Genomic DNA, 25,475 nt, shown 5'->3' on the forward strand with positions numbered 1-25,475 from the left:
TATCCGATGCGCTCGTATCGGTTCTCGGGGTACGGTGAGCGCGATGCGTACCGATGCAATCGCATCACTACGTACTTCGTACGGGAAGGCAGGACCAGGACCATGCACGACAACGCCCTGTGGCGGATGACAGCCACCGGCCAGGCCAAGGCGGTGCGCGACGGCGAGGTTTCGGCCGTCGAGCTGATCGACGCCCACCTGGCGCGCATCGCCGAGGTCAACCCCCGGGTGAACGCGGTCACCCAGCTGCTGGCCGAGCGCGCCCGCGAGGCCGCCGCCGCGACGGACCGCAGGCGGGCAGCGGGCGAGGAGCTGGGCCCGCTCGCCGGGGTGCCGTTCACGGTGAAGGAGAGCACTCCGGTCGAAGGCGTGGCGACGACCTTCGGCGTGCCCCGGTTCCGTGGTGTGGTGGCGGCGGCCGACGCGCCCCCGGTGGCCCGGCTGCGGGCGGCCGGGGCCATCCCTGTCGGGCACAGCAACCTGCCCACCCTGATCCTCGCGGGCATGCACACCCGCAGCGAGCTCTACGGCGACACGCTCAACCCGTGGGACGCGGGTCTCACGCCGGGCGGCACCAGCGGCGGCGACGCGGTCGCCGTGGCCACCGGCATGGCGGCCCTCGGCCTGGGCAACGACTCCGGCGGGTCCGTGCGGATCCCGGCCCAGTTCTGCGGAGTGGCCGCGCTGAAGCCGACCACCGGACGCTTTCCCGCCGACCACCGCGTACTGGGTCCCGACGACCCCGGCCCGGCTTCCCAACTCCTCGTCGTGGACGGTCCTTTGGCGCGTACCGTGGCCGATCTCCGGCTGGCGTACGAGACCCTGGCGGGCACCGATCCGCGCGACCCCCGCGCCGTACCGGTGCCGCTGTACGGGGAGCGGCTACCGGGTCCGGTGAAGGTCGCCGTCGTCACCGACCCCGGCGGGCAGGGCGTGCACCCCACGGTGTGCGCGGCGGTGGAGCGGGCGGCGGAGGCGCTGCGGGACGCCGGGTACGAGGTGTGCGAGGTGCCGGACGTGCCGCGACTGGCGGAGACGCTGGAGGCGTACGGGCGGATCACCGTGACCGAGTTCGCCCCGTCCTGGCCGGTGGTACGGACACTGCTCGGCGAGGGCGGCGACCGGTACATCGCGATGGCCATGGAGGAGACCGCGCCGGCGGACGCGGCCGAGCTGGTGAAACTGATGGGGCTCTGGCTGAACATCCGCCGCTCGTGGGCGCAATTCCTGGACGAGTACCCGCTGTTGCTCGGCCCCGTCTTCACCGAGCCGCCCGTCGAACCGGGCCTGGAGTCGCGCGACCGGGCGGGCCGGGCGCGGGTCGCCGCGGGTATGCGGCTGTGCAGCGCGACCAGCTTCGTCGGGCTGCCCGCGGTGGCCGTGCCGACGGGGACGGCCGACGGGCTGCCCACCGGGGTGCAGGTGGTGGGACGCGCGTTCCGCGAGGACCTGTGCCTGGACGCGGCGCAGGCGATCGAGGACCGGGCGGGGGTGCTGGCACCGCTGGACCCGCGCTGACGGCCGGTGGGGGAGAGGGGCCGGCGGCCGGTGCGAAAAGGAGGTGTGCCGGGGCCACTTGTCGAAGTACGTTCCTGCGATGCACTCGGACAAGAACAGCACCGACGCCCCGGAAGACGGCTACTTCGGGGCGTCGGTCGCAGTCGAATACGACGACGAAGAATCGACCATGTTCGCGGCGGAGACGGTTGACCGCACCGCGGCCTTCCTCGCCGAACTCGCCGCCGGAGGACCGGCCCTGGAGTTCGGCGTCGGCACCGGACGCATCGCCCTCCCGCTCGCCGGGACCGGCGTTCCGGTGCACGGCATCGACATCTCCCGCGCGATGGTGGAGCAGCTCCGCGCCAAGCCCGGCGGCGACCAGATCCCCGTCACCATCGGTGACTTTGCGACGGCGCGGGCGGAAGGGGCTGATGGGCTGGGTAAGTTCACCGTCGCCTACCTCGTCTTCAACACCATCAACAACCTGATCACCCAGGCCGAGCAGGTCGCCTGCTTCCGCAACGCCGCCGACCACCTCGCCCCCGGCGGCACCTTCGTGATCGAGGTAGGCGTTCCCGAGCTGCGGCTGCTGCCGCCGGGCCAGAACGCCGTACCGTTCCAAGTCACCCCGACCCGTTGGGCGTTCGACCGCTACGACGTGGCCACCCAGGCGATGAGCTCCAACTACATCGAGGTGGTCGAGGGCCAGGGCTCGTACCGCTCCATCCCCTTCCGCTACGTCTGGCCCGCCGAGCTCGACCTGATGGCCCAGCTCGCCGGTATGCGGCTGCGCGAGCGCTGGGAGGACTGGGACCGCTCGCCGTTCACGAACGAGAGCCGGAAGCACGTATCGGTGTGGGAGAAGACGGAGTAGGCGGAGAGGAGGGGGACCGAGGGCTGAACGGGAGTTGACCGGTCCCTGCTTGAGTCCCTCATGGATCAGTGCAGGTCACGGCCTATTTCGGCAATGTCAAGGGACTGAAGGGGACTGGCATCCACAGTGAGGCCGCAGAACACCACGACCGCGCGACCCACCTTCGCCTTCATCCCCGGGGGGTCGAGCAACGCCCAGGCCTGGGGCCCGCTCCAGAACGAGCTCGCGCTGCTGGGGCACCGTTCGTACGCCATCGACCTTCCGGGACACGGAAGTTCGGCCGCACGTCCGGACGCGTACTACGGCTCGCCCCAGGACCTGACGGCGCTGGCGGGCGCGCCCTCGCCGGTGAAGGGCGTCACGCTCGCCGACAACGTGGCGCACGTGGTCGGCGTCGTCACCCGGCTCGTCGCACACGGGCCGGTCGTCCTCGCCGCCAACAGCATGGGTGGGATCACGCTCGGTGCCGTCGCCAACGCGGTGCCCGAGCTGCTGCACCGGCTCGTCTACATCTCGGCCGCCTGCCCGACCGGGCCCACGGTGACCGAGCCCGCCGATCCCGGAACCGGCACACCCCAGGAGGAGCCGCCCCCGGCCGACGGCCAGGACGGCGACCTGCTGGGTGCGGCCGTGGCGAAGATCGCCGTCGGGGACGTCGCCACCCGGGGCTTCGCACGGCTCAACTGGCGTGCCGCGCAGTCGGATCCGGCGCTCTTCGCCGAGCTGAAGCAGGCCATCATGGCCGACGGTACGGACGCCCGGTTCCGGGCGCTGCTCGACACGATGGACCCGGACGAGAGCTATGACGTGGCCGGTCCGCAGGGCGTCGTACGCGCCGACCGCTGGGGTCTCGTACCGCGCACGTACCTGCGTCTCAGCGAGGACCGCAGCATCCCTCCGCAGGTCCAGGACCGGATGATCGCGGCGGCCGACGCGCTCACCCCGGCCAACCCCTTCGACGTCCGTACGCTCGCCGCGTCCCACGTGGGGTACTTCAGCAGGCCGGGGGAGTTCGCGAAGGTGCTGGCCGGGCTGGTGTGACGGGTGACCGTGGGGTCACCTGTCCTGCGAGAGCTCCAGCAGCTCCGCGAACAGGCCGCCGCCGTGGGCGAGTTCCTCGTACCGGCCCTGCTCGGTGATGCGGCCGCCTTCGAGGCAGATGATGCGGTCGGCGATCCTGGTGTTCTCCAGGCGGTGGGTGACCACGATCGTGATGCGGTCGGCGGAGACCGCCTTGATCTGCTCGAAGATGCCGTGCTCGCCGCGCGGGTCCATCTGGGAGGTGGGCTCGTCGAGGATGAGCAGGGGCGGGCGGCGGTAGAGCGCGCGGGAGCAGGCGAGGCGCTGCCACTGGCCGCCGGACAGCTCCGTACCGCCGAAGACCTCGCGGGCCAGGAGGGTGTCGAGGCCCTGGGGGAGGGCGTCGACGGCCTCGCGCATGCCGACGGCGTCGACCGCGGCCCAGACGGGGGCGTCGTCGTGGGTACGGGGGCTGCCCAGGGTCACGTTCTCCCGGACCCGCAGCGGCCACTGCGCGAAGATCTGCGGGACCAGGCCGGTGTGCCGCCAGACGGTGGCGGGGTCGGTGGCGGCGAGGTCGTGGCCGTTCCAGGTGACGGTGCCCTTGTCGGCGAGGTAGATGCCGGTGATCAGGCGGGTGAGGGTGGACTTGCCGGAACCGTTCACCCCGACGATCGCGAGGATCTCGCCGCGGCGCAGGGTGAGGGAGACGCTGTCGACGGCGGGGGTCTCCTTGCCGGGGTAGCGGTAGGTGACGTCCCGCAGCCGGATCTCCTCGACGGGTGCGGTGACGGCGAGTTCGCCCCGGACCGCGGAGCGGGCGGCGGCGTCGTCGAGGAAGGTCTGCATGTCGCTGAGGTAGAGGCTGGTGTGGAAGACCGCCGCGCCGTGGACGATCAGCTGGGAGAGGGCGGCCAGGCTGCTCTGTACGGCGACCACCGCCGTCGCGGCGACGGAGAGCGGGACCCGCCCGGTCACCGCCAGCCAGGCGAGCGCGGCCCAGGCGGCGACGGCGAAGAGCCCGCCCACGGCGGCGGAGACGAGCGCGATGCGCAGGGTGCGGGGCGCGGCGGCGAGCGTGCGGCGGTCGATGCGGGCGGACAGGGACCCGTACCAGAAGAGCAGATAGCCGGTCATGCCGTTGGCGCGGGCCTCGTCGCCGTACTTCGAGACGGTCGCCCACCAGCGCATCATGGAGCGGACGTTGCGGTCCGCGATGTTGGTGTAGTGGACCTCGTAGTCGATCCGCGCGCAGAGCACGGCGCCGGCGCCGGCCGGGAGCACGGCCAGGAGCAGCAGGGGCAGCATCGCGGGGTGCAGCACCGAGAGCACGCCGCTCGCCGTGACCAGGCGGATCAGCGCGGACAGGAAACGCTGGGCGTCGGTGACCATCACATGGGTGCGGGTGGCGCCCATCTCGGCCGCCTCCTGCCGGTCGGCGAACCCGTCCACCGAGTACGCCGAAGCCTCGACCCGGCACACCGCCTCGACCAGCGCGGTGTCGGCCCTGCTGGTCAGGCCGGGGGTGATACGGCGCTCGGCGTACGCCCCGAGTGCGAGGGCGGTACGGGTGCAGCCGACGGCACCGGCCACGACCAGCAGCGCGGGCAGCGCCGATTGGAGACGCTCGGCGACCGGCCCGGCCCCGAGCAGCGGCTGCATGGCGCGGGCGGTGGCGGCCAGCAGGACCCCGGCAGAGACGCCGGTGGCCAACTGGCAGAAAAGCAGGAGCAGTACGCCCCGTCGGTCGACCTCCCAGGACATCCTGGCGATCCGGCGCAGCACGCCGGGCAGCCGCGAACAGAGGCCGCGGAAGGAGACCTCGGCGAGGGGGTTGACGGAGTACTCGCCGGAGAAGGTGAGTTCGGCGGGAGGGGGTGGCGGGGGCGGCGCGGTCTCGGTGTTTCGAGTGTTCAACTGGGCTCCCTGGGGCGGTAGTTGAGCGGACCGGTGGGCTGTCCTGGTCAACGAGGGGCCGGGCGGTTTCGAACACGCGTGTTTGAGACGAAGCGCGGGTCCCGGGGCTGCGGGGCGGACGCCGAAGGGCCGGTACACCGACCCTTGCGAGGGCTGGAGAGGGGTCGGGGGAGGGGGTGGCCGAAACGCCGAGGGAGGGGTGGTGGAGTGCGGAACCGGGGTCCTGGGGGTATCCCGCGCGAGGGGCCGGCGTGAGGGGCCGGCGTGAGGGGTCGGCGCGAAGGGTCGGCGCGAAGGGTCAGTCGGAGTCGAGGCCGTCGATCAGGCGGTCCAGGAAGCGGGTGAACATGGCGTCGGGGGACTGCGGGCGCGCCGGTGCGGCCAGTGCGGCGGCGAGTTCCGGGTGGTGGCCGTCCGTGGCGACCGCCGTGAGGTAGCGGACCTCGGCGGCGATGCGGTCGGGGTGGTGCGCCGCCGCGGACTGGTTGATCTCGTGTCCGACGTACGCGGCGACGAACCCCGTCAGCTGGCTGAAGACCTCCAGCTTCGCGCCGCCGTCCAGCGGAGTGGGCCGCAGGGCGCCCAGGGCGTGCTCCAGGAAGGCCAGGGCGTGCGGGCCCAGTGAGCGGCGGACGCTCAGTGCGGCCGGGAGCCAGGAGTGGCGGAGCATATGGGCGCGCTGGAGGTGGCCGATGGCCTTGAGGTCGGCGCGCCAGTCGCCCGAGAGGGGTGCGGGGGAGGTCAGCTCCGCGGTGACGTGGTCGACCATCAGCTCGACGAGGGTCTCCTTGTCGGGCGCGTAGCTGTACAGCGACATCACCCCGGCCCCGACCTCCGCCGCCACCCGCCGCATCGTCACCGCGTCCAGTCCCTCCGCGTCGGCCAGTGCGACCGCCGCCGCCGTGATCGCCTCCCGGGTGAACGCGGGCTTGCGGCCCCGGCCGGAGCGGGGGGCGCTCTTGCCGAGCCAGAGCTGCTGGGGGTCGATGCCCGGCTTCGGGCGGGGTTCTTCGGCGTGGGCCACGGGCTGCTCGCTTCTCTTTCTGCTGGTGGGGCTCCTGCGGGGCTCCTGCGGGGCTCCTGGTGGGGCCGGTCCCCGGTGACGGGTCCGGTGTGGGGTCCATCCAAGCATCCGCTATTCTCGTACAGCGTACGCAAAATAGTGGAGGGGAACCATGACGTCTCACACTGCCCACGGCAAGCGGCCACCCCTGGCCGCGCGGATGATGCGGTCCAGCTGGCGCAAGAAGGTCCCGGCCGGGCAGTACGAGGTCGGCTGGGAGCCGGGCATCGACGTGCCCGCAGCCGACGGCAGCGCGCTGATCACCGACCACTACTTCCCGCGCGCCGAGGGCGACTTCCCCACCCTCCTCGTCCGGTCGCCGTACGGGCGTGGCGTGCCCTGGTCACCCCTGTACGGGCTGCTCTTCGCCGAGCAGGGCTTCCACGTCGTGCTCCAGAGCTGCCGCGGCACCGGTGGCTCCGGCGGCGCCTTCGACCTGTGGCGCAACGAGGCCGAGGACGGGCGGGCCGCGGTCGCCTGGCTGCGCGAACAGGCTTGGTTCAACGGGGTGTTGGGCACCGTGGGCCCCAGCTACCTCGGCTATGTGCAGTGGGCGCTCGCCCTCGACCCGCCGCCCGAGCTGAAGGCGATGGCGGTACAGGTGGGGCTGCACGATCCCCACGCCTTCTACTACACCGAGGGCGCGCTCGACCTGGAGAACGCGCTCGTCAACGCCGCGGGCATGGCGTACCAGCACCGGGGAGTCATGGCATTCGGCAAGGTACTGCTGCGCCTCACCCGGAACCTGCGGCGGATCACCCACACCCTGCCCTTGCGCCGGGCCTACGAACCCGCGCTGGGCGAAATCCCCTGGCTGGAAGGGGTGTTGGCGCATCCGGACCCGGCGGACCCGTACTGGAAGGGGGCCTCGCTCGCCGAGGTCGCCGAGCGGGCGACCGTACCCGTCGGGCTGGTTTCCGGGTGGTACGACGCGCTGGCCGGCCAGGGCTTCGAGCAGTACGCCCGGCTGCGGGCGGCCGGCTGCGAGACGGCGCTGCTCGTCGGCCCGTGGACGCACGCCTCCGCACTCCAGCAGGGCTGGCCCGAGGTGTTCGCCGAGACGCTGGGATGGCTGCGGGCCCACCTGTACGGCGACCGCTCCGGGCTGCGGCCCACCAAGGTGCGGGTGCACGTCGGGGGCGGCGGGGAGGGGGAGTGGCGGGACCTCGACGAGTGGCCCCCGGCGCCGGACCGAAAGACACCGGACCAGAAGACAAGCGAGGGCGCGCGCTCCTGGTTCGCCGCCCCCGGCGGGCACCTCCTCCAGCAGCCGCCCACGGACACCGAGCCACTGGCGTCCTTCCGCTACGACCCGGCCGACCCCACCCCCGCCGTCGGCGGACCACTGCTCGGCAAGGGCGCGGGGCCGCGCGACAACACCGCGCTCGAAGCCAGGCCCGACGTACTCACCTTCACGGGACCGAGGCTGACCGACCCCTTGGAGGTCCTCGGCCCGGTCTCCGCCCGGCTGCGGATCACCGCCGACACCGGGTTCGGCGATGTCTTCGTCAGGCTCTGCGACGTCGACGAACAGGGCCGCTCCGTCAACATCTGCGACGGCATCGTCCCGGTCCACACCGCCGAGGAGCCCGTCGAGGTGGCGCTGGGCCCCACCGCCCACCGCTTCGCCCCCGGGCACCGGATCCGGCTCCAGATCAGCGGCGGCGCCCACCCGCGCTACGCCCGCAGCACCGGTACGGGCGAGTCGCCCGTGGAGGCCACCACTCTCGTGCCGGTGGGGTTCACCGTGCACGGGGGCTCGGCGCTGGTCCTCCCGTAACGGCTTCGCGGGGAAGACGGGAACGCCCGGCCGGCCTGTGGGTGCACAGGCCGGCCGGGCGTACCGGGCAGAAAAAGAGTCCGGACTACTTCACGGCCGTGAGGGCCGCGTCGTAGTCGGGCTCCTCGGTGATCTCGCCGACGAGCTGGGCGTGGACGACCTTGTTGTCCTCGTCCAGGACGACGACGGCGCGCGTGTTCAGACCGGCGAGCGGGCCGCTGACGAGGTCGACGCCGTAGTCCTTGCGGAAGCCCGCGCTGCGGAAGGTGGAGAGGGTGGTGACGTTCTCCACGCCCTCGGCACCGCAGAACCGGCCCTGGGCGAACGGCAGGTCCGCCGAGATGCACAGCACCACGGTGTTCTCCAGGCCGGCGGCCCGCTCGTTGAAGGTGCGGACCGACGTGGCGCAGGTGCCGGTGTCGATGCTCGGGAAGATGTTGAGGACCTTCTTCTTCCCGGCGAAGTCCGCCAGGGTGACCTCGGCCAGGTCCTTGCCCACCAGGGTGAAGTCCGGAGCCGTGGCGCCGACCTGCACGAACGTGCCGTCGACGGACACCGGGCCGCCCTTGAAGTTCACAGTCTGGGTCATGCGGACCTCCATCGATCGAGAGAAATAACAGCCGGTCGTGCGAGGAGCACGGCCGGCCCGCAGCACCCATGATCGCCTCTCCTGATCCGCTCTCGGCGCGCGGGTGCGTTTTCGGTCCCTTTCGTCCTCTCCCTTTCGCGCCGGGAGCCGTCTGGCCGTAAAGTCGTACATGCGTTCGAAAAGCGAGCGACGCGAGAGACGCGAGAGACGACGGACCGGGAGGGGCGAGATGAGGAGAGGCGGCAGGTCATGGGCTTTACGCACCTCCATGCGGCCTCCGGCTTCTCCGCCCGCTACGGGGCCTCCCACCCGGAGGCCCTCGTCCGGGCTGCCGTGACACAGGGGGCGGACGCCCTCGCACTGACCGACCGGGACACCGTGACCGGAGCGGTCCGCTTCGCGAAGGCCGCCTCGGCAGCCGGGATACGGCCGGTCTTCGGCGCCGACGTGGCCGTGGCCGCGGCACGGCACGCCCCGGCGACGGCAGCGGCGTCAGCGACTGCCACCCCCCACCGCCGTACCCCGGTACGCGGCGGCGCCCATGTCGTCGAGGCGCCGCTGCGGATCACCCTCCTCGCGCGCGACGCGGCCGGCTGGGCCCGGCTCTGTCGGCTGGTGTCGGCCTCGTTCGACGGCTTCTCGCCGTCCACGGGGCCGCCAGTGATCTCCTGCGAGGCGTTCGAACGGTACGGAACCGACGGCCTGCTCGCCCTGCTCGGCCCCGTCTCCGAACCGGTCCGCGCGCTCACCGCCGGACGCCCCGACCGCGCCGAGCGACTGCTCGCACCGTGGCGCTCGCTGTTCGGTACGGGGCTGCGCCTGGAAGTAGTGGCGTACGGCACCCAGGGCACGGGCCCCGGGTCGGTGCGGCTGGCCGCCCGTACGCTCCAGCTCGCCGACCGCACCGGCGTGCCCGCCGTGCTCACCAACGCCGTCCGGTACGCCGACCCCGCACAGCACCGGATCGCCGACGTGCTGGACGCCGCCCGTCTGCTGCGCCCCATCGACCGGCGCAGGCTCGACTCCGGGGAGCGGTGGCTGAAGGGGCACGGCGCGATGGCCGAGGTCGCCGACCGGATCGTACGCGCGGCCGGGGAAGGTCCGGCGCGGGCCGCCCGGCTGCTCGCCGAGACCGCCGCCACCGCCGCGAGCTGCACCGTCGACCCGCGCGCCGACCTGGGACTCGGCCGCCCCCACTTCCCCGAACCGCACGCGGTCGGCGCGGGCCCCCGCCGGGGCGCGGCAGCCGCCCTGCTGCGGGAGAAGAGCGAGGCGGGCCTGGTGCGCCGAGGCCTCGACCGGGACCCGGCCGCGCGCCGCCGACTGGCCGACGAGCTCCGCGTCATCACGCACAAGAAGTACGAGACGTACTTCCTGACGGTCGCTCAAGTCGTGGACGACATCCGGGAGATGGGCATACGGGTCGCCGCGCGCGGCTCCGGCGCCGGATCCCTGGTCAACCACGCCCTGGGCATCGCGACCGCCAACCCCCTCGACCACTCCCTCCTCTTCGAGCGCTTCCTCTCCGAGCGGCGCACCTCCCTGCCCGACATCGACATCGACGTGGAGTCCGCCCGCCGCCTGGAGGTCTACGACCGGATCTTCGAACGCTTCGGCCCCGAGCGCGTCGCCGTCACCGGCATGCCCGAGACCTACCGGGCCAGGCACGCCCTGCGCGACACCGGCCTCGCCCTCGGCATCGCCCCCGGCGACGTCGACCGGATCGCCAAGGCGTTCCCGCACATCCGCGCCTGCGACATCCGCACCGCCCTCGCCGAACTGCCGGAACTGCGCCAACTCAGCGCGGAACAGGGCAGGTTCGGTCTGCTCTGGGAGCTCGCCGAAGGGCTGGACAAGCTGCCGCGCGGCATGGCGATGCACCCCTGCGGCGTCATCATCACCGACGCCACCCTCCTCGACCGGCTCCCGGTCCAGCCCACCCCCGGCGGCCGGTACCCGATGGTCCAGGCGGACAAGCACGACGTCGAGGATCTCGGGCTGATCAAGCTGGACGTACTCGGCGTACGCATGCAGTCCGCGATGGCGCACGCCACCGCAGAGATCGCCCGCGCCACCGGCGGCCCGCGCATCGACCTCGACGATCCCGCCCAGGTCCCGCTGGACGACTTCTTCGCCTTCAAGATGATCCAGAACAGCGACACCGTCGGCATGTTCCAGCTCGAATCCCCCGGCCAGCAGGACCTCCTCGGCCGCCTCCAGCCGCGCGGCCCGCAGGACGTCATCGCCGACATCAGCCTCTTCCGCCCCGGCCCGGTGCACGGCGGCATGCCCGCCGCGTACATCGCCGCCCGGCACGGCGCCGCCCCCGCCTATCCGCACCCCGACCTGGAACCGGTGCTCGCCGACACCTACGGGGTGACGATCTTCCACGAGCAGGTCATCGACATGTTCGCGGTCCTCACCGGCTGCGACCGGGCGGCGGGCGAGGTCGCCCGCCGCGCCCTGTCGAACGCCGAACGGCTGCCCAGGGTCCGCGACTGGTTCCACCAGCGGGCCGCCGCCCGGGGATACACGCCCGAGGTACGGGAGGAGATCTGGCGGATCATCGAGGCCTTCGGCGCGTACGGCTTCTGCCGCGCGCACGCGGTCGCCTTCGCCGTACCCGCCCTCCAGTCCGCCTGGCTCAAGGCACACCACCCGGCCGCCCTGTACGCGGGGCTGCTCGAACACGACCCCGGCATGTGGCCGCGCCGGGTGATCGTCTCCGACGCCCGCCGCCACCACGTGCCGGTGCTCGGCGTCGACGTCAACCACTCGGCCGCCACGTACCGCATCGAGCGGACGGCGGACGGCGGGTGGGGGGTGCGGATGTCGTTCGCCTCGGTCAAGGGGGTCAGTGAGGACGAGGTGCGCAGACTCGCCGCCGGGCAGCCGTACCGCAGCCTCCAGGACCTGTGGCAGCGGGCCCGCCCGGCCCGCCCGACCGCCGAACGCCTCGCGGAGATAGGCGCGTTGGACGCCCTGCGCGGCGACCTCACGCGCCGCGACCTGCTCCTGCAGATCCACGAGCTCCACCAGCAGTCACGTACGGCCGGGGCCCGCAACGGCTCCGAGGGGCAGCTGACCCTGGACGCCGGTCCCGGCTCCGACGGCACGGGCGGCGGGGACGACGAGCCGTCCACCCAACTCCCCTCCGGGCTGCCCGACATGACGGCCCGCGAAGTACTCGGCGCCGAACTCTCGGCGGTCTCCGTCGACGTCACCGAGCACCTGATGGACCATCACCACGCGCTGCTCCGCGAGATCGGCGCCACCGACGCCGCCCACCTCGGTCAACTCGCCCCAGGCCAGGAGGTGTTGGTGGCCGGTGTGCGTGCCTCCACGCAGACCCCGCCGATCCCCTCCGGCAAACGGATCATCTTCGTCACCCTGGAGGACGGCACCGGCCTCGTCGACCTCGCCTTCTTCGAGGACACCCACGAGGCGTCCGCCCACACGATCTTCCACTCGGGACTGCTGCTGGTCCGGGGCACCGTCCAGGCGCGGGGCCCCCGCCGCACCGTCGTCGGCACGACGGTGTGGGACCTGGACACCCTGGCCACCGCCCGCCGGGACCAGGGCCCGGAAGCGGCCCTCCGGCTGCTGGGCGGGGCGGGCCGGGCGGCTCGGGCGGCCCGCGCCGACCAGGGGCCGGAGGCTCCCGTGCCGGCCGGCCGGGGTGCCGCCCCGCAGTCCCCGCCCCGTACTCTCCCCGACGGCACCGCGGGCGCCCGCCTCCACCCCTGGGCGGACCTCCAGCCCGCCGGAACCCGCTCGGCGGACCTCACCGCGTACGGCCACCGCAGCCCGGGCTCCGCGGGCTGAACCGCCGCGGGCCGAAACCTCTGCGGCCTGAACGAGGTCAGGCCTTCGTCAGGCCTTCTCCAGGATCGTCTTCAGCTGGGACATCATCATGGTCCAGCCGCCGCTGACGCCCTCAAGCATCCTGGAGTCGGGCGAGGTGAAGCCGTCGTGGGTGACGGTCAGCTTCATGCCCATCGCCGGCTCCTCGGCGGGCTCGATGTCGAAGGTGACCTTCGAACGCTCCTTGGCGGCCTCGGCGAACTCCGCGTCGCTCATGCCGAACATCTCCTGATGCATCGGCTGGAGCGTGTGCCAGGTGTAGGCGAGCCGCCTGCCGGGCTCCGACTCGGTGACGACCTGGCCGAGGTCCTGCGGCGCACCGCCGTCCTCGACCGGCCACAGCACCTTGGAGCCGGCCTTCCAGTCGGAGGAGGGCGCCCAGCCTCCGTGGTACTGCTTCAGGAACTCCGGGCTGGTCAGACCCTCCCAGAGCCTCTCGGCCGTGGTGTGGATGTAGATCGTGTAGACGTACTCGGGCTTGGTCATGGCCGTCGCCTCCAGGGTGTGCTTCAGATTGCTCAGCGCGGCCATCCGGCCCCGCTCGTACTGTCCGATCCAGCGGTCGGTGATGTCGTGGATGGGTACGGGGTTGAGGTAGTGGAGCTTCTCCCGGCCGTGCCGGACCGCCGTGACCAGGCCCGCGCCCTCCAGCACCGCCAGGTGCTTGGACACCGCCTGGCGGGTCATCGCCAGCCCCGCGCACAGCTCGCGCAGGCTCTGTCCGGCCCGCTCGTTCAACCGGTCAAGGAGGCGCCGCCGGCTCGCGTCGGAGAGAGCCTTGAAGACCTCGTCCATGTCGCCTGTGCCGCCCATGTCTTCCATGTCATCCCTGTCGCCGAACCACCTCCCCTTCAGATTGGCAACCACGTGGTTGCATGTCAATCCGCAATCGAATCGCACATTCGTTCGAACACTGTCTACAATGGGAAACGGGTGGGGCGCCCGAGAAACCACACCGAGACAGCCGGGAGGCCACCACCGTGCCGCTGCACCCCAGTGCGAACGCCTCCCGCCCGCAGGCCTCGGCCACGCGGACCCCCGGGACCCGGACCGATCGCGGGAGGGAGCGCCACATCCTGCACGTCCACTTCCATCTCCCGTACGCCGAACCCGAGTTGTACGGGAAGCTCCTCGCGCTCCTCGGTGAGTTCACCCCGTCCGTCCAGGAGCTCCCGCCCACGGCCGCCCTCGTGGACGTCACCGGAGCGCTGCGCTTCTTCGACTGCGACCGGGACCCTGACGTGCTCACCTGGCGGATCCAGCTACGGGCCCAGGCCCAGTACGGCGTCCCTGTCAGCATCGGGTCGGCCACCAACCGGATGCTCGCCTCCATGGCCGCCGACGCCACACCGCCGGGCCGGCTCACCGTCGTCGCCCCCGGCGACGAGCAGGCCTTCCTGCGCCCGCGCCCCGTCGCCGCCCTCCCCGGCGTCGGCCCGGCCACCGCCCGTACCCTCACCCGGTACGGCCTGCACACCATCGGGGCCCTCGCCGACACCCCGCTCCTCACCCTCCAGCGCCTCCTGGGCACCGCCCTCGGGCGGCAGCTCCACGAACGCGCTCACGGTCACGACCCGAGGCCCGTCGTCCCCCAGGCCCCGGCCCGTTCGCTCAGCGCGGTCCACGAGTTCGTACGGGACGAACTCGATCCCGCCGCACACCGCCGCGCCCTGCTCGCCCTGACCGGCGAGCTCGGCCTCCACCTCCGTACCACCGACCAGATCACCCCCACCCTCACCCTCACCGTCCGCTACGCCGACAACACGACCACCACCCGCACCCGCACCCTCCCCGAACCCACCCAGCACACCGCCGCCCTGACCACCACGGCGTACGACATCTACGCGACGCTCGGCCTCCAGCGCGCCCGCGTCCGGGGTCTGTCGCTCCGCGCGGAAGCCCTGCGCCCCGACCACGACGCCACCCACCAGCTGTCCCTGGACCCCGCCGACGACCGGGCCCGCAGCATCGAAGCGGTGGCGGACCGGGCCCGCGCCCGCTTCGGGCCCATGGCGGTGGTCCCGGCCTCGCTCGCAGCCAGGCCGGACCGCACCTGAGGGCGGCATCCGGGCGGAGCCGATAGCGGAGCCGATATTCGCTGGTCACGGCATGCCGCCCGACTTAGCATGCCCCGTGATCACCAACGAAGAGATAGTCATCCAGGCCCTCGACCGCATCAACACCGGCTACGTCTTTCCCGACAAGGCCGCCGAAATCGACGCCGTGATCCGGCGCCGCCTCGCGGCGGACGAGTACGCGGGGCTCGACGAGGCCGCCCTCTGCACGGCCGTCACCGCCCACTTCCAGGAGGTCTGCCCGGACAAGCACCTGCGGCTGCTCCGGACGGAACAGCCGCAGGAGATGGGGAAGGGGGACGGTGAGAACGAGGGCGAGGACGACAAGGCCGCCGGGCGGCCCCAGATCCTCGACGTGCTCCGTACCGAGAGCCACGGCATCCGGCGGGTCGAGAACCTTGAGGGCAACATCGGGTACATCGAGCTCCGGCGCATCGCCACCGCCGCCGAGGGTGCCGCCGCGATCGGCGCGGCCATGCAACTCGTCGCCCTCACCTCCGCGCTGGTGCTGGACCTGCGCGCCTGCCGGGGCGGATTCCCGGACGGCGCGGCGATGTGGAACAGCTACTTCTTCCCCGACGGCGAGGTCCACCTCAACGACATCCACCACACCCCCTCCGGCACCGTCCGCCAGTACTGGACCTCCAACCACCTCCCCGCGCCCCGCTACCTGGACCGCCCGGTCCACGTCCTCACCGGCCCGGACACCTTCTCCGGCGGCGAGGACGTGGCGTACACCCTCCAGGCGCACGGGCGGGCGGTCCTCGTCGGTGCCACGACCGCGGGCGGCGCCCACCCGTCCGACTGGTACCCGCTCACTCCGCACGTCGTGGTGACCGTCCCGATCGCCCGCAGCGTCAGCACCGTCACCGGCACCAACTGGGAGGCCGTCGGCGTCCGTCCCGACGTGCCCGTACCTGCGGACCAGGCGCTCGACGTGGCGCTCAAGGCGATCCGGGAGACCCTCGACGCGGCCGCGTAACCGGCCGCGTGAACGGCCGCCCGGGCGGGGTCACTCGGCGGCGGCCGCGTTCTGAGGTGCCGTCCGCAGCTTCGCCGCGCCGACCTTCTCCAGGTGGACGAGGAGGTCGTACGAGTGGGACAGCGCGATCGGGAACTCGGTCCCCGTCGGGTTGTCCGGCCCCAGGTAGGCCGTGCCGATGCTCTTGGTGATACGCGGCGTTGCCAGCCAACTCTTCGCCGGGGCAGGAACGTTGCGCATATCCACGAGGAAGTCGCGGTGGCGGACCTTGTCCAGGGTGTACTCGTTGCTGCCGGGCTTCGCGGACCCCACGGTGAAGGTCCGCAGGTTGCCCTGGGCGTCGGTGGCGTTGAACGAGCCCCGGTCGAAGGTGGCACCGATGCTCAGGTAGTTCTTGCCCAGCTTGTCGCGCAGGAAGTCGCCCTGGACCTTGGGGTACGCCTTCGTGTCGTGGCTGGCCAGGGCGACGTGCCCGTTGTGGGCCGACAGCAGCACCTTGTCGCCGGTCCGCCGCTGCCACCACGCGACGTTGTCCGCCATGACCGAGTCGCGGTAGCGCATGGCCTCCGAGGCCTGCTTCGGGTCCTCGGTGTCGAAGGCGTACCCGCGGGCCGTCTGGTCGACGGCGGTGGCGTGCTGCACGGCCCAGTCGTACGCCTCGCGCGCCTTGCGGTCGGCGCCGGCGGCGGGCTTCGCCTGCTTCAGCAGGGCCAGGGCGCTGCTGGTCCGCTTCGCTATCGACTGCCTGACGGCGGGCGGCTGTTGCATGTAGGTGTCGGTGTGCTCGGCCGCGGGGGTGGTCGGCCGCAGACCGCGGTAGAGCTCGGTGAGGCGCGGCAGCAGTGCGGGGCGCTCGGCGGCCACGTACGAGGTGATCCGGTCGTAGAGCTGCGGGCCGGCGAAACCGAAGTCGTTGCCGGTGAACTGCACCGGGTCCTGGGGGTGCTGGCGGTTGTAGGCGCGCATCCAGAGCAGCAGGTTCCGGTAGTCGGTGTTGTTCCACCAGGCGTAGAGGCCCTGGAACTCCTCGTCCATGATCTTCCGCAGGTCGCCCTTGCCGTGCAGCACGTAGTCGTTGAGCCGCAGTGCGCCGCCCCAGCCCGTCTCCAGCGAGAAGCTGCGGAAGCCCTTCTCCTCGACGAGGTAGCGGAAGACCCGGTGCTTCAGCGCGAAGAACTCGTGCGAGCTGTGGGTGGCTTCACCGAGACCCACCACCTCGGCGTCCCGCACCATCCGCCCCAGCGGACGCAGATCGTCGAGGTTCCCCCGGGGGTCGGTGGTACTGAGGGCATGCGCGGCCCGCTCCAGGGCGGGCACGGGAGAGGGCGTGGCGGCGGCTGCCGTACCGACGGTTCCAAGGGTGACGAGCAGTGCGAGAGCGGCTGTTGACCTGTGCTTGTTCATGGATCAAGACTGTCGGGCGGTACGGGGACGGACCATCCGGGCAACCCCCTTGGTGGTGGTGGAGCCACCCCCGGGAGCGATGGTGGAGCCACCCCCACCCCCAGGAGAGGTGGTGGAGCCACCCCCACCCCCAGGAGAGGTGGCGGAGCCACCACCCCCGGCCCACCGCACCGCCAGTGGCGCCGCGAGTCCGGTCAGTGCGAACAGGGCGCCCAGCACGTACCAGCCCGGCTGCCCCCAGGTGATGCAGAGCGCGATCAGCAGACTGGGGCTGAGCGCCTCGGCCAGGCCCATGCCGAGCCCGAACACGCCCAGGTACTGGCCGGTCGCGTGCGCGGGAGCCAGGGCGTACGACACCTCGAAACCGGCGGCGGAGTGCCAGAGTTCACCGATCGTGTGCACCACCATCCCCGCCATCAGCAGCGTGACCGCCGCCCACGTCGGCACCCCCGCGGCGAACGAGATCAGCGCGCAGGAGACAAGGAAGGCCACCCCCGCCCGCCGGTACGCCGCCCCGCCCGCCTCGGGGGAGACCACGCCCCGGCTGGCCGGTACCTGGAAGACGACCACCAGCACCGTGTTGACGACCATCGTGCCCGAGAGGAGCCAGTGCGGCGCGGTGGTCGCCGAGACCAGCCACAGCGGAATGGCCACCGTGAGCACCCTGAACTGGATGGCCATGATGCCGTCGAGCACGGTCAGCAGCAGGTACGGGCGGTCCCGCAGCGCACCCCAGCGCGGGCCGCCCCCGGTCACCGCGACGGGTGCGACCGACGGCAGGAGCCACAGGGTCGCGGCTGCGGCCAGGAATCCGAACGCGTTCCCGGCGACCAGGAGTTGGTACGCGGAGAGGGTGCCGACGTGCACGGCCCAGCCCGCGAGGACCGCACCCAGCGAGATCCCGACGTTGGTCACGGCACGGAGATACGCCCGGAACTCCTGCGGGCGGTCCCCGCCGTAGTGCCGGATCAGCGGTGAACGCGCGGCATTTCCGGCCGCCTTGGCGCCGGTGGCGACGCACACCGCGAGCACGAACGGCCAGAAGCCGTCCACCAGCAGGAAGCCCGCGGTGGCCAGTGCCTGGACGACCAGGGTGCCCGCGTACACGCCCCGCGCCCCGTACCGGTCCGCGAGGTGGCCCACCGCGATGCCCACCGCGAGCGAGACGAACCCGGCGACGCCGAGTCCGAGGCCGACCTGGGCGGTCGGGAGGTGCAGGGCCTCGGTGAAGTACAGCACTCCGGCGGTCAGGTAGAGGCCGCTGCCGATCGTATAGACGAAGTTCGTCGCGGCGAGGGCGCGTTGGGGCCCGGACTCGGGTATGAGGTGGGGCATGGGGGGCGGCTCCGCGGTCCGGATATCCGTACGGTCGTAAGGGTCACCGCATCATGTTGCATCTTACTTTTCTGTGCAAGGTTATTTCGGCGACGGACAGCACGGCCGGCACGGACAATGGCACGGACAACGGGGACGGCGGGGGAAGAAGATGATCGACGAGGCGCGCAGGAGGGTCGAGGAGTGCCGCAGGCGGACGGACGGCGATCCCGATCAACGGCTCGCGGACCTGGGGCTCAGCCTGTTCCAGCTCAGCGAACTGCTGACCGAACAGCTGGAGCTGCACGGGGAGTTGGACGACGTACTGGCGGAGGCCGTGGACGTGTACCGGCGGCTCGCCGGGACGGGCGACCGCTCCTGGCTGCCCGGGGTGGCGCTGGCGCTGGACCAGCGAGCCCGGGTGGTGGGGCTGCTCGGGCGCAGGGAGGACGCGCGGGGGCTCGCGGAGCAGGGCGTGGGCCACTTCCGCGAACTCGCCCAGGAGGACCCCTTCACCTATCTCGCCCCGCTGGCCGAAGCGCTGGCCAATCTCGGCAACCAGCTCGCCGAACTCGGCCTGCACCACGAGGCGTTGGAGCGGATTCGCGAGTCCGTGGCGGTGTGCCGACGGCTCGCCGTCCACGACCCCGTCGAGGGCGAGGCGGAACTCGCCTCAGCGCTCGTGGAGTTGGGCGGCAAGCTGGGTGAGATGGGGCGCCACGAGGAAGCCGTGGACGCGCTGCGCGACGCGACCGACCGCTACCGCGAACTCGCGGCGGGCAAAGGCCCCGGCGCGCGCATCGGAGCGGGGTCGCGCTGGAGCGGGGGCTCCGTCGACTCCACCAGCAGGCTGGCCGGGCGCTGGGTCGCACTCTTCGCCCTGGCCCGCGAACTGACCCACCTGGAGCGCACCGGCGAGGCCCGCCCCTACCTCGACGAAGCCGCCACCCTCTACCGCCAACTCGCCCGCACCAGCCCGGAGTTCCTGGACTTCCTGGGCACCATGGCGGGCCGGCACGGCTTCGTCATCACCGAGGACGGCCGCATCGAACGGCCCCCCACGGCCGGCCGCCCCCGGTCCGAGGCGGTCGATCCGGCACTCCTCGCCCGCGTCCAGAAACTCACCGGACAGGCCCTGCACCTCGCCGGCAGCGGCAGCCACGACCTCGCCGTCAGCACGGCCCGCGACGCCGTGGCGCTCTGCCGGGAGGCCGTCCGTACGACACCCGGCATGACCGTCGCGCTGGCCCGCTGCCTGCACAACCTGAGCCTCGTACTGTCCTGGAACGGCGACCGGTCCGAGGCGCTCGCCGCCGCCGACGAGTCCGTCCACCTGTGCCGCCGCACCCTCGACGCCGCCCCGCACCTCGTGCGCCCCCTGCTCGCGCAGGTGCTCGACACCCTCGCGAGTCAGCTTGCCGCGCTCGGCCGCCCGGACGACGCCCTCGTCGCGGCCAGGGAGTGCGTGGCTCTGCAGCGGGAGCTCACCCACGACGATCCGGCGGGCCAACTCCCTTCCCTGGCAAGGGTGCTGAACAACCTCAGCATCCGGCTCACCGACTGCGACCGGCACGAGGAGTCACTGACGACCGTACGCGAAGTGGTCGCTCTCTACCGGAAGCTGCGTAAGGAAGCGGCGGACCGGGTGGCCGGAACCGTACGCGCGGACGGCGCTGCCGACCCCGACCCGCACCTGCCGGGCTTCCTGCACGCCCTGGCCAACCTCGCCCTCCGGCTCACCCGGGTCGGCCGCGACGACGAGGCGCTCGCCCCGGCCATGGAGGCGGCCGACCTGCTGCCCGACCTGGACGCCTTCCACGCGGGCAACCACATACCCGGCCTCGTGGAGTCCCTGACCTGGCTCGGCCACCACTTCTCCCGGCACGGACACCGCCACGAGGGCCGCACCCTCACCCGGGCCGCGAAGGACCTGCGGCGCCGGGCGGGGTGAGGACGGTCGGGTAGTCGGGTGGTCGGGGTGGTCGGGCGGTCAGGCGACCTCGGCCGCCGCCCGCTGCTCGTACCCGACCAGCCGTACGCACACGGCCAGCCCCTCGATCGCCTGCTCCAGCTCCGCCTGCCCCGGGTAGCTCGGCGCGATCCGGATGACCGCGTCGCGCGGGTCCTTGCCGTACGGGTGCGTGGCGCCCGCCGGGGTGAGGACGATGCCCGCCTCGGCGGCCCGGCGCACGACCTCGCGCGCACAGCCGTCCGGCACGTCCAGGGTGACGAAGTAACCGCCCTCGGGCGAGGTCCAGGACGCCAGCCCGGTACCGCCGAGCTCCGCCTGAAGGATCCGCGCCACGGCCTCGAACTTCGGCTGGAGCAGCGCGCGCTGGCGCTCCATGTGGGCGCGCACCCCGTCCGCGTCGCGCAGGAAGAGGACGTGCCGCAGCTGGTTGACCTTGTCGGGGCCGATGGAGCGCTTGGAGTTGTTGGCCAGCAGCCACTTAAGGTTCGCGGGCGACGACCCGAAGAAGGCGACGCCCGCACCCGCCGCGGTGATCTTCGAGGTGGAACCGAACACGAACGCCCGGTCCTCGTTCCCCGCCGCGGCGCAGGCGGCGAGCAGATCGGCGATCTCGGCCGGCTCGTCGGTGAGGTGGTGGGCGGCGTACGCGTTGTCCCAGAAGATCCGGAAGTCGGGTGCGGCGGTCTCCATGGCGGCCAGCCGCGCCACGGTCTCGTCGCCGTAGCAGACCCCGTCCGGGTTGCTGTACTTCGGCACGCACCAGATGCCCTTGACCGCCGGGTCCTCCGCGACGAGCCGCTCCACCACGTCCATGTCCGGACCCGAGTCCGTCATCGGCACCGGGATCATGTCGATGCCGAACCGCTCGCACAGCGCGAAGTGCCGGTCGTAACCGGGCACCGGGCACAGGAACGCGATCCGCTCCTGGTCCACCCACCGCGCCTCGGCGCCGGGCACCACGCTGAGCAGGGCGTGCACCAGACAGTCGTGCATCAGCTCCAGGCTGGAGTTGCCTGCGGCGAGCAGCTGCCCGGCCGGGACCTGGAGCAGCGGGGCGAAGATCTCACGGAGCTCGGGGAGGCCCTGGAGCCCGCCGTAGTTGCGCACGTCCGTACCGTCGGCAGAGGTGTGCCGTCCGCCGGGCAGGCTCAACAGGTCTTCGCTCAGGTCGAGTTGCTCGGGCGCGGGCTTGCCCCGGGTGAGATCCAGCTTGAGCCCGCGCCCGGCGAGGTCCTGGTACTCCTTGCGGGCCTGCTCCAGCAGCCCGGCAAGGGCGTCGGCGGTGGCGCCGCTCTGGGGGCTCAGCTCGGTGGTCATGATGGGTGCTTCCTCTCGCGGGGCGGTGCGGGTGATGCGTGTTCTGCCGCACGCCGACGCTATACCGGAAGCCCGGCCGCCTGCCGGGCGGTCCCAACAGGCGGCCGGACCCGGTCGCCATCGCGCGTCGTCCGGTCAGCCCGACTGGTCAGCCCGTCCGGTCAGCCCGACTGGTCAGCCCGGCCCGCCAGCCCGACCATCAGCCCAGCCGGTCGGCGACGTACGCCTCGATGACGTCCCGCTGGTAGGCGGCGAGCCCGGGTGCGACGGCCTCGTACGCGCCGCGCCACGCCGCGTTGCCCACGCAGGCGCGGCCCATCTCGCGGTACTCCTCGGCGGAGACGGACCGGATTTCACCCAGGGCCCGGTACTGGGCGTCGGCCTCCTCCTGCACCTGGGCCGCGTCGGCGGGCAGTCCGGCGGCCATCAGCTCGGCGAACCGGACCATCTGTGCGGTACGGGCCCGCTGGCCCGCCGCGATCTGCTCCTCGCTCATCGTCGCGGTGTGCCGTACGACGTCCTCGGCCTGCTCCGGGAAGTCGCGCAGGTTCTTCCCGTACTGGGTGGGGCGAACGCCCTCGAAGAGGTTCTCCGGGCGGTTGATGTCCGTCATGGGTCTTCCGTCCTTCCTGGACCGTTCCAGCGCGGTGATCGTTCGGGAGACGGTGGCCGCCAGGGCGTCCAGCCGGTCGCGTTCGGCGAGCAGCCGGCGGTGATGGCCGCGCAGGGCGTCCACCTCGTCGAGCTGCGCGGCCAGGACCTGCCCGATCTCGGGCAGGCCGAGGCCCAGTTCCCGCAGGACGAGGATCTACTGCAGGCGCAGCAGCTGTCGTTCCCCGTAGCGGCGGTGCCCGTTGGAACCGATCCGGGCGGGCGGCAGCAGGCCGATCTCGTCGTAGTGCCGCAGCGTCCGGGCGGTCACGCCCGACATCCGGGCCACTTCCGCGATCGGCCAGTCGAGTGCCGGCTCCCTCACTTGGTGCCTCACCTCGTGGTACCGGGCCGGTATCTCCGGCCCTGGTCAGGACGGTAGAAGCTGCCGCAGCGGCAACCGCAAGCCCCGGTTCTGAGCGTACGGCCGACATTCCGCTCATCTTTCGAATGCGGTGGCGGGTGGCGGCGCGTCAGCGGGAGAGAGGTCGTGGATGTTGGGAGGATCCGCGTACAAACAGCCAAATGCTGACATCCACCACATTTAGGGGTGATGAGGAGTGGCGAGATCGCTGCGAACGGTCCTTGAAGGGGCCGGATCCCCGAGGCCAGGGGCCCCGCGGTTCGGGATTTCGCGGTTCGGGATTCCGCGGTCAGGGATTCCGCGGTCAGGGTTCCGGGCGGCGGGTGCCGCGTGTGTGGCGGCCGGTGCGGTGCTCATGCCGCTCGCGGTTCCCGCCGGGGCGGCGGTCCGGCCCGCGCCTGCCCCCGTGGCAGCCCCCGTGGCGGCCCCCGCGCCCGCCCCGGAGCCCGCCCACGTCCGGGCGGCTCCGCTCCCCGGCGGGCTCGGCCCCTGTGTGCCGGGCCGCTGCCCCGACCCGTTCCCGCCGATCAACAACGGGTCGACCGCGGGCTACGACAACGCCATCAACGTCTTCGCGGGCGGCGACTTCCGGGTCCGGGGCAAGGCCGCCGAGGCCGAGGGCCGAGTCGTCGTACTCGGCTCGTTCGACATGAACAAGGCCTCCGAGGGCAGCCAGATCTACAACGTGGGCGTCGCGGGCGTCGGCTCGCGGGTCTCGCCGCCCAAGGGCTCCGACTACCTCACCACCGGCGGCTCCGTCACCATCGCCCCCGGTCAGCGCCTCCTCGCCGAGGACGGCGTGGTCCGGCACGCGGGCCCGCTCACCGGCACCATCGTGGGCACGGACGCCCCGGACCCGGCGGCGGCCGTACCGTACGCCGGGCTGCGTAAGGAACTCACCGACGCCAGCCAGTGCTACGCCGACGGCGACACCGGCACGCGCCCGGCCACCGGCACCTCCGACAACCAGGGCGGCCAGACCGTCTTCACCGGCGACGGCACCTCGGCCCTCCAGGTCTTCAACGCCGACTTCGACCTGACGGCACCGGGCGGCGGCCAGCAGGGCATCGTGTTCGCGAACATCCCCGCCGGAGCGACCGTCCTGGTCAACGTCCTCGGTGCGAACCGCACGGTCAACACCTACAGCGGCAGCATCGACGACACCAGCGACCCCCTGAACAAGCTGCGCGACCGCCTCCTGTGGAACTTCCCCGACGCCACCAAGGTCGACCTCAAGGGCACCGGCCAGTTCCAGGGCAGCGTGCTCATCGGCAACCAGACCTCCGAGACGAGCGTCTCGCTGCCCGGCCTCAACGGACGCTTCTTCACCACCGGTTCGGTGACCCACCAGAGCTCGGCGTCCGGCGGCGGCGGGCAGGAGTTCCACGCGTACCCCTTCAACGGCGACCTGCCCGGATGCGGTACGCCGGTCCCGACGGAGGGCGAGATCAGGGTCCTGAAGAAGGACAAGGCCACCGGTGCGCCGCTGGCCGGCGCGGTCTTCCAGCTCTGGCGCGAGACCAACTCGGTCCCCGGCCTCCAGACCACCGGCGCGCGCCCGGACCAGCGGAGCGGGACGCCGTGCACCACGGACGCGCGGGGCGCCTGCACGAGGACGGGCGAGGTCGGCTCCTCCTACTACTGGCAGGAGACGAAGGCCCCGTCCGGCTACGACCTGCCGGACCCCTCGGTCTTCGGGCCGTACACACTCACGGTGGCGAACAGGGTGGACGGCATCACCGTGAACGTGACCAACTCGCGCAACGTCGGTCCGGTCGTCAAGGGCCGGATCGAGGTGCGCAAGGTGGACGCGCGGACCGGGCGGGGGCTGCCCCGGGCGGTCGTCGAACTCTGGCGCGAGACCGGCCGCAAGCCCGGCCTCCAGACCTCGGGCCCGGCTCGTGACCGCGACCAGCAGATCGGCTCGGGCTGCGCCACCGATGCCCGGGGCCGGTGCGGGTTCGGCAATCTGGCACTGGGCTCGTACTACGTCAGGGAGACCGAAGCCCCCGAGGGCTACCGCCTGCCCGCCGATCCGGTCTCCGGGCCGCACGTGGTGAACGCGGCCAACGCGTCCACGGGTGTCGTCGTACGGATGACGAACGAAGCGGAGCAGCAGGTCAAGCCGAAGAGGTGACGCAGTGGGGCCGGAGGGCGAACTCCGTCCGGTCCCGCCACCGCTCGCCGTCCCAGACGATCAGCTGGACGGCCCGGACGCGGCAGCTCAGCGGCAGGGAGGGGGCGAGCTCCCGCTCCAGGCCGTCGAGCGCCGCGTCCGGCGTTTCCGGGCCCGGCCCCTCCTGCTCCTGGTGTGCGAGCGTCACATGGGGTGCGGGGACCGGGTCGAAGATGCCCCGGTACGGGACCGCTTCCGGCCAGCGCCCGGTGAGGGCCTTGGTGAGGGCCCGCACCGGGGCGTGCGGCCACGGGTCGAGGTAGAGCAGGCCCGGGTGGCGGCCGAACTCGGCCAGGGTCAGGGTGAATTCGTCGTGCGCGGCGAAGAGGGCGGCCAGTTCGCCGTGCACCCCGTCGTCGATCCGGGACTCGTGCACGAACGGGTAGAGCACGGTCACATGCGCCGGGAACCCGGTCCGCACCAGGTGATCGGCCTCCGGGACCCTGATGCTGAGTGCCGTGTCACCCGGCACGTCCGGCCAACCGTCGGCCACTTCGCGGCCCTCCCCGTTCCTGTCCCTGCCGGTACCCATGTCTGCGGCGTGCGGCGTGCGGCGCCATGCTCGCATTCGGCGCCGGGTCTGGGGACGGCAGCCCCGGGTGTGGGCGCGGCG

17 protein-coding genes and 1 pseudogene are annotated in these 25,475 nt (G+C 72.3%); 9 read left to right on the forward strand and 9 right to left on the reverse strand.

Features of this window, described 5'->3' with window-relative positions; genetic code table 11:
* Positions 1-102 precede the first annotated feature (102 nt).
* The 3 genes from ACZ5PB_RS26960 to ACZ5PB_RS26970 all read left to right on the forward strand — a co-directional run bounded on the left by ACZ5PB_RS26960 (position 103) and on the right by ACZ5PB_RS26970 (position 3,415).
* Positions 103-1,518, forward strand: coding sequence for an amidase (locus tag ACZ5PB_RS26960; protein ID WP_468694392.1), 1,416 nt, complete (start codon positions 103-105; stop codon positions 1,516-1,518).
* Positions 1,519-1,597: 79 nt separating this feature from the next.
* Entirely contained in the window at positions 1,598-2,374 is a 777-nt protein-coding gene (locus tag ACZ5PB_RS26965) for a class I SAM-dependent DNA methyltransferase (protein ID WP_468694393.1), read from the forward strand.
* 126 nt (positions 2,375-2,500) lie between these two features.
* Positions 2,501-3,415 carry an alpha/beta hydrolase gene (locus ACZ5PB_RS26970; RefSeq protein WP_468694395.1) on the forward strand — a complete coding sequence of 305 codons (915 nt, stop codon included), beginning with the start codon at positions 2,501-2,503 and terminating at the stop codon, positions 3,413-3,415.
* A 15-nt stretch (positions 3,416-3,430) separates the two neighbouring features.
* On the opposite strand, the gene ACZ5PB_RS26975 is transcribed toward ACZ5PB_RS26970, so the two are convergent.
* Both ACZ5PB_RS26975 and ACZ5PB_RS26980 read right to left on the reverse strand, forming a co-directional pair.
* Entirely contained in the window at positions 3,431-5,158 is a 1,728-nt protein-coding gene (locus ACZ5PB_RS26975) for an ATP-binding cassette domain-containing protein (RefSeq protein ID WP_468694578.1), read from the reverse strand.
* Positions 5,159-5,609: 451 nt separating this feature from the next.
* Positions 5,610-6,335 carry a TetR/AcrR family transcriptional regulator gene (locus tag ACZ5PB_RS26980; protein WP_468694397.1) on the reverse strand — a complete coding sequence of 242 codons (726 nt, stop codon included), beginning with the start codon at positions 6,333-6,335 and terminating at the stop codon, positions 5,610-5,612.
* 151 nt (positions 6,336-6,486) lie between these two features.
* On the opposite strand from ACZ5PB_RS26980, the gene ACZ5PB_RS26985 reads away from it, so the two are divergent.
* Entirely contained in the window at positions 6,487-8,154 is a 1,668-nt protein-coding gene (locus ACZ5PB_RS26985; protein WP_468694398.1) for a CocE/NonD family hydrolase, read from the forward strand.
* Positions 8,155-8,239: 85 nt separating this feature from the next.
* Here the strand turns inward: ACZ5PB_RS26985 and tpx are convergent, their stop codons facing one another.
* Entirely contained in the window at positions 8,240-8,743 is a 504-nt protein-coding gene (gene tpx, locus ACZ5PB_RS26990; RefSeq protein ID WP_468694400.1) for a thiol peroxidase, read from the reverse strand.
* Positions 8,744-8,992: 249 nt separating this feature from the next.
* Here tpx and ACZ5PB_RS26995 point away from each other — a divergent pair, with 249 nt between their 5' ends.
* A complete protein-coding gene (locus tag ACZ5PB_RS26995; protein ID WP_468694402.1) occupies positions 8,993-12,568 on the forward strand; it encodes a DNA polymerase III subunit alpha in 3,576 nt (1,191 codons plus the stop codon).
* Positions 12,569-12,616: 48 nt separating this feature from the next.
* Here the strand turns inward: ACZ5PB_RS26995 and ACZ5PB_RS27000 are convergent, their stop codons facing one another.
* A complete protein-coding gene (locus tag ACZ5PB_RS27000) occupies positions 12,617-13,402 on the reverse strand; it encodes an ArsR/SmtB family transcription factor (RefSeq protein ID WP_468694580.1) in 786 nt (261 codons plus the stop codon).
* A 185-nt stretch (positions 13,403-13,587) separates the two neighbouring features.
* On the opposite strand from ACZ5PB_RS27000, the gene ACZ5PB_RS27005 reads away from it, so the two are divergent.
* A complete protein-coding gene (locus ACZ5PB_RS27005) occupies positions 13,588-14,664 on the forward strand; it encodes a DNA polymerase Y family protein (RefSeq protein ID WP_468694404.1) in 1,077 nt (358 codons plus the stop codon).
* A gap of 76 nt (positions 14,665-14,740) precedes the next feature.
* Positions 14,741-15,664 carry a S41 family peptidase gene (locus tag ACZ5PB_RS27010; protein WP_468694406.1) on the forward strand — a complete coding sequence of 308 codons (924 nt, stop codon included), beginning with the start codon at positions 14,741-14,743 and terminating at the stop codon, positions 15,662-15,664.
* 30 nt (positions 15,665-15,694) lie between these two features.
* Here ACZ5PB_RS27010 and ACZ5PB_RS27015 read toward each other — a convergent pair whose 3' ends face one another.
* Both ACZ5PB_RS27015 and ACZ5PB_RS27020 read right to left on the reverse strand, forming a co-directional pair.
* Entirely contained in the window at positions 15,695-17,068 is a 1,374-nt protein-coding gene (locus ACZ5PB_RS27015; protein WP_468694408.1) for an erythromycin esterase family protein, read from the reverse strand.
* Between the two features lie 3 nt (positions 17,069-17,071).
* Positions 17,072-18,403: an MFS transporter gene (locus tag ACZ5PB_RS27020; protein ID WP_468694410.1), complete on the reverse strand. Its 1,332-nt coding sequence runs from the start codon at positions 18,401-18,403 to the stop codon at positions 17,072-17,074.
* 151 nt (positions 18,404-18,554) lie between these two features.
* On the opposite strand from ACZ5PB_RS27020, the gene ACZ5PB_RS27025 reads away from it, so the two are divergent.
* Positions 18,555-20,333 carry a tetratricopeptide repeat protein gene (locus ACZ5PB_RS27025; protein WP_468694412.1) on the forward strand — a complete coding sequence of 593 codons (1,779 nt, stop codon included), beginning with the start codon at positions 18,555-18,557 and terminating at the stop codon, positions 20,331-20,333.
* 39 nt (positions 20,334-20,372) lie between these two features.
* On the opposite strand, the gene ACZ5PB_RS27030 is transcribed toward ACZ5PB_RS27025, so the two are convergent.
* Both ACZ5PB_RS27030 and ACZ5PB_RS27035 read right to left on the reverse strand, forming a co-directional pair.
* Positions 20,373-21,671 (reverse strand): aspartate aminotransferase type Ic, encoded by a 1,299-nt coding sequence (locus tag ACZ5PB_RS27030; protein ID WP_468694413.1) that lies wholly within the window; start codon positions 21,669-21,671, stop codon positions 20,373-20,375.
* A 199-nt stretch (positions 21,672-21,870) separates the two neighbouring features.
* Positions 21,871-22,647: pseudogene (locus ACZ5PB_RS27035) on the reverse strand (MerR family transcriptional regulator).
* Between the two features lie 445 nt (positions 22,648-23,092).
* On the opposite strand from ACZ5PB_RS27035, the gene ACZ5PB_RS27040 reads away from it, so the two are divergent.
* Positions 23,093-24,823 (forward strand): choice-of-anchor A family protein, encoded by a 1,731-nt coding sequence (locus ACZ5PB_RS27040; protein ID WP_468694415.1) that lies wholly within the window; start codon positions 23,093-23,095, stop codon positions 24,821-24,823.
* Here the strand turns inward: ACZ5PB_RS27040 and ACZ5PB_RS27045 are convergent.
* A complete protein-coding gene (locus ACZ5PB_RS27045) occupies positions 24,807-25,394 on the reverse strand; it encodes a 2'-5' RNA ligase family protein (protein ID WP_468694417.1) in 588 nt (195 codons plus the stop codon). The two genes, ACZ5PB_RS27040 and ACZ5PB_RS27045, sit on opposite strands and share 17 nt — an antisense overlap.
* Positions 25,395-25,475: the final 81 nt, after the last annotated feature.

It is taken from the genome of Streptomyces sp. NPDC032721, assembly GCF_055579625.1.

Bases quoted from the DNA above. Each gene is read 5' to 3' on its own strand.
- tpx (WP_468694400.1), bottom strand. From the start codon at position 8,743: ATGACCCAGACTGTGAACTTCAAGGGCGGCCCGGTGTCCGTCGACGGC.
- ACZ5PB_RS26960 (WP_468694392.1), top strand. From the start codon at position 103: ATGCACGACAACGCCCTGTGGCGGATGACAGCCACCGGCCAGGCCAAG.
- ACZ5PB_RS26975 (WP_468694578.1), bottom strand. From the start codon at position 5,158: ATGTCCTGGGAGGTCGACCGACGGGGCGTACTGCTCCTGCTTTTCTGC.
- ACZ5PB_RS26995 (WP_468694402.1), top strand. From the start codon at position 8,993: ATGGGCTTTACGCACCTCCATGCGGCCTCCGGCTTCTCCGCCCGCTAC.
- ACZ5PB_RS27000 (WP_468694580.1), bottom strand. From the start codon at position 13,402: ATGGACGAGGTCTTCAAGGCTCTCTCCGACGCGAGCCGGCGGCGCCTC.
- ACZ5PB_RS27045 (WP_468694417.1), bottom strand. From the start codon at position 25,394: ATGGGTACCGGCAGGGACAGGAACGGGGAGGGCCGCGAAGTGGCCGAC.
- ACZ5PB_RS27015 (WP_468694408.1), bottom strand. From the start codon at position 17,068: ATGAACAAGCACAGGTCAACAGCCGCTCTCGCACTGCTCGTCACCCTT.
- ACZ5PB_RS26985 (WP_468694398.1), top strand. From the start codon at position 6,487: ATGACGTCTCACACTGCCCACGGCAAGCGGCCACCCCTGGCCGCGCGG.
- ACZ5PB_RS27025 (WP_468694412.1), top strand. From the start codon at position 18,555: ATGATCGACGAGGCGCGCAGGAGGGTCGAGGAGTGCCGCAGGCGGACG.
- ACZ5PB_RS27020 (WP_468694410.1), bottom strand. From the start codon at position 18,403: ATGCCCCACCTCATACCCGAGTCCGGGCCCCAACGCGCCCTCGCCGCG.
- ACZ5PB_RS26965 (WP_468694393.1), top strand. From the start codon at position 1,598: ATGCACTCGGACAAGAACAGCACCGACGCCCCGGAAGACGGCTACTTC.
- ACZ5PB_RS27030 (WP_468694413.1), bottom strand. From the start codon at position 21,671: ATGACCACCGAGCTGAGCCCCCAGAGCGGCGCCACCGCCGACGCCCTT.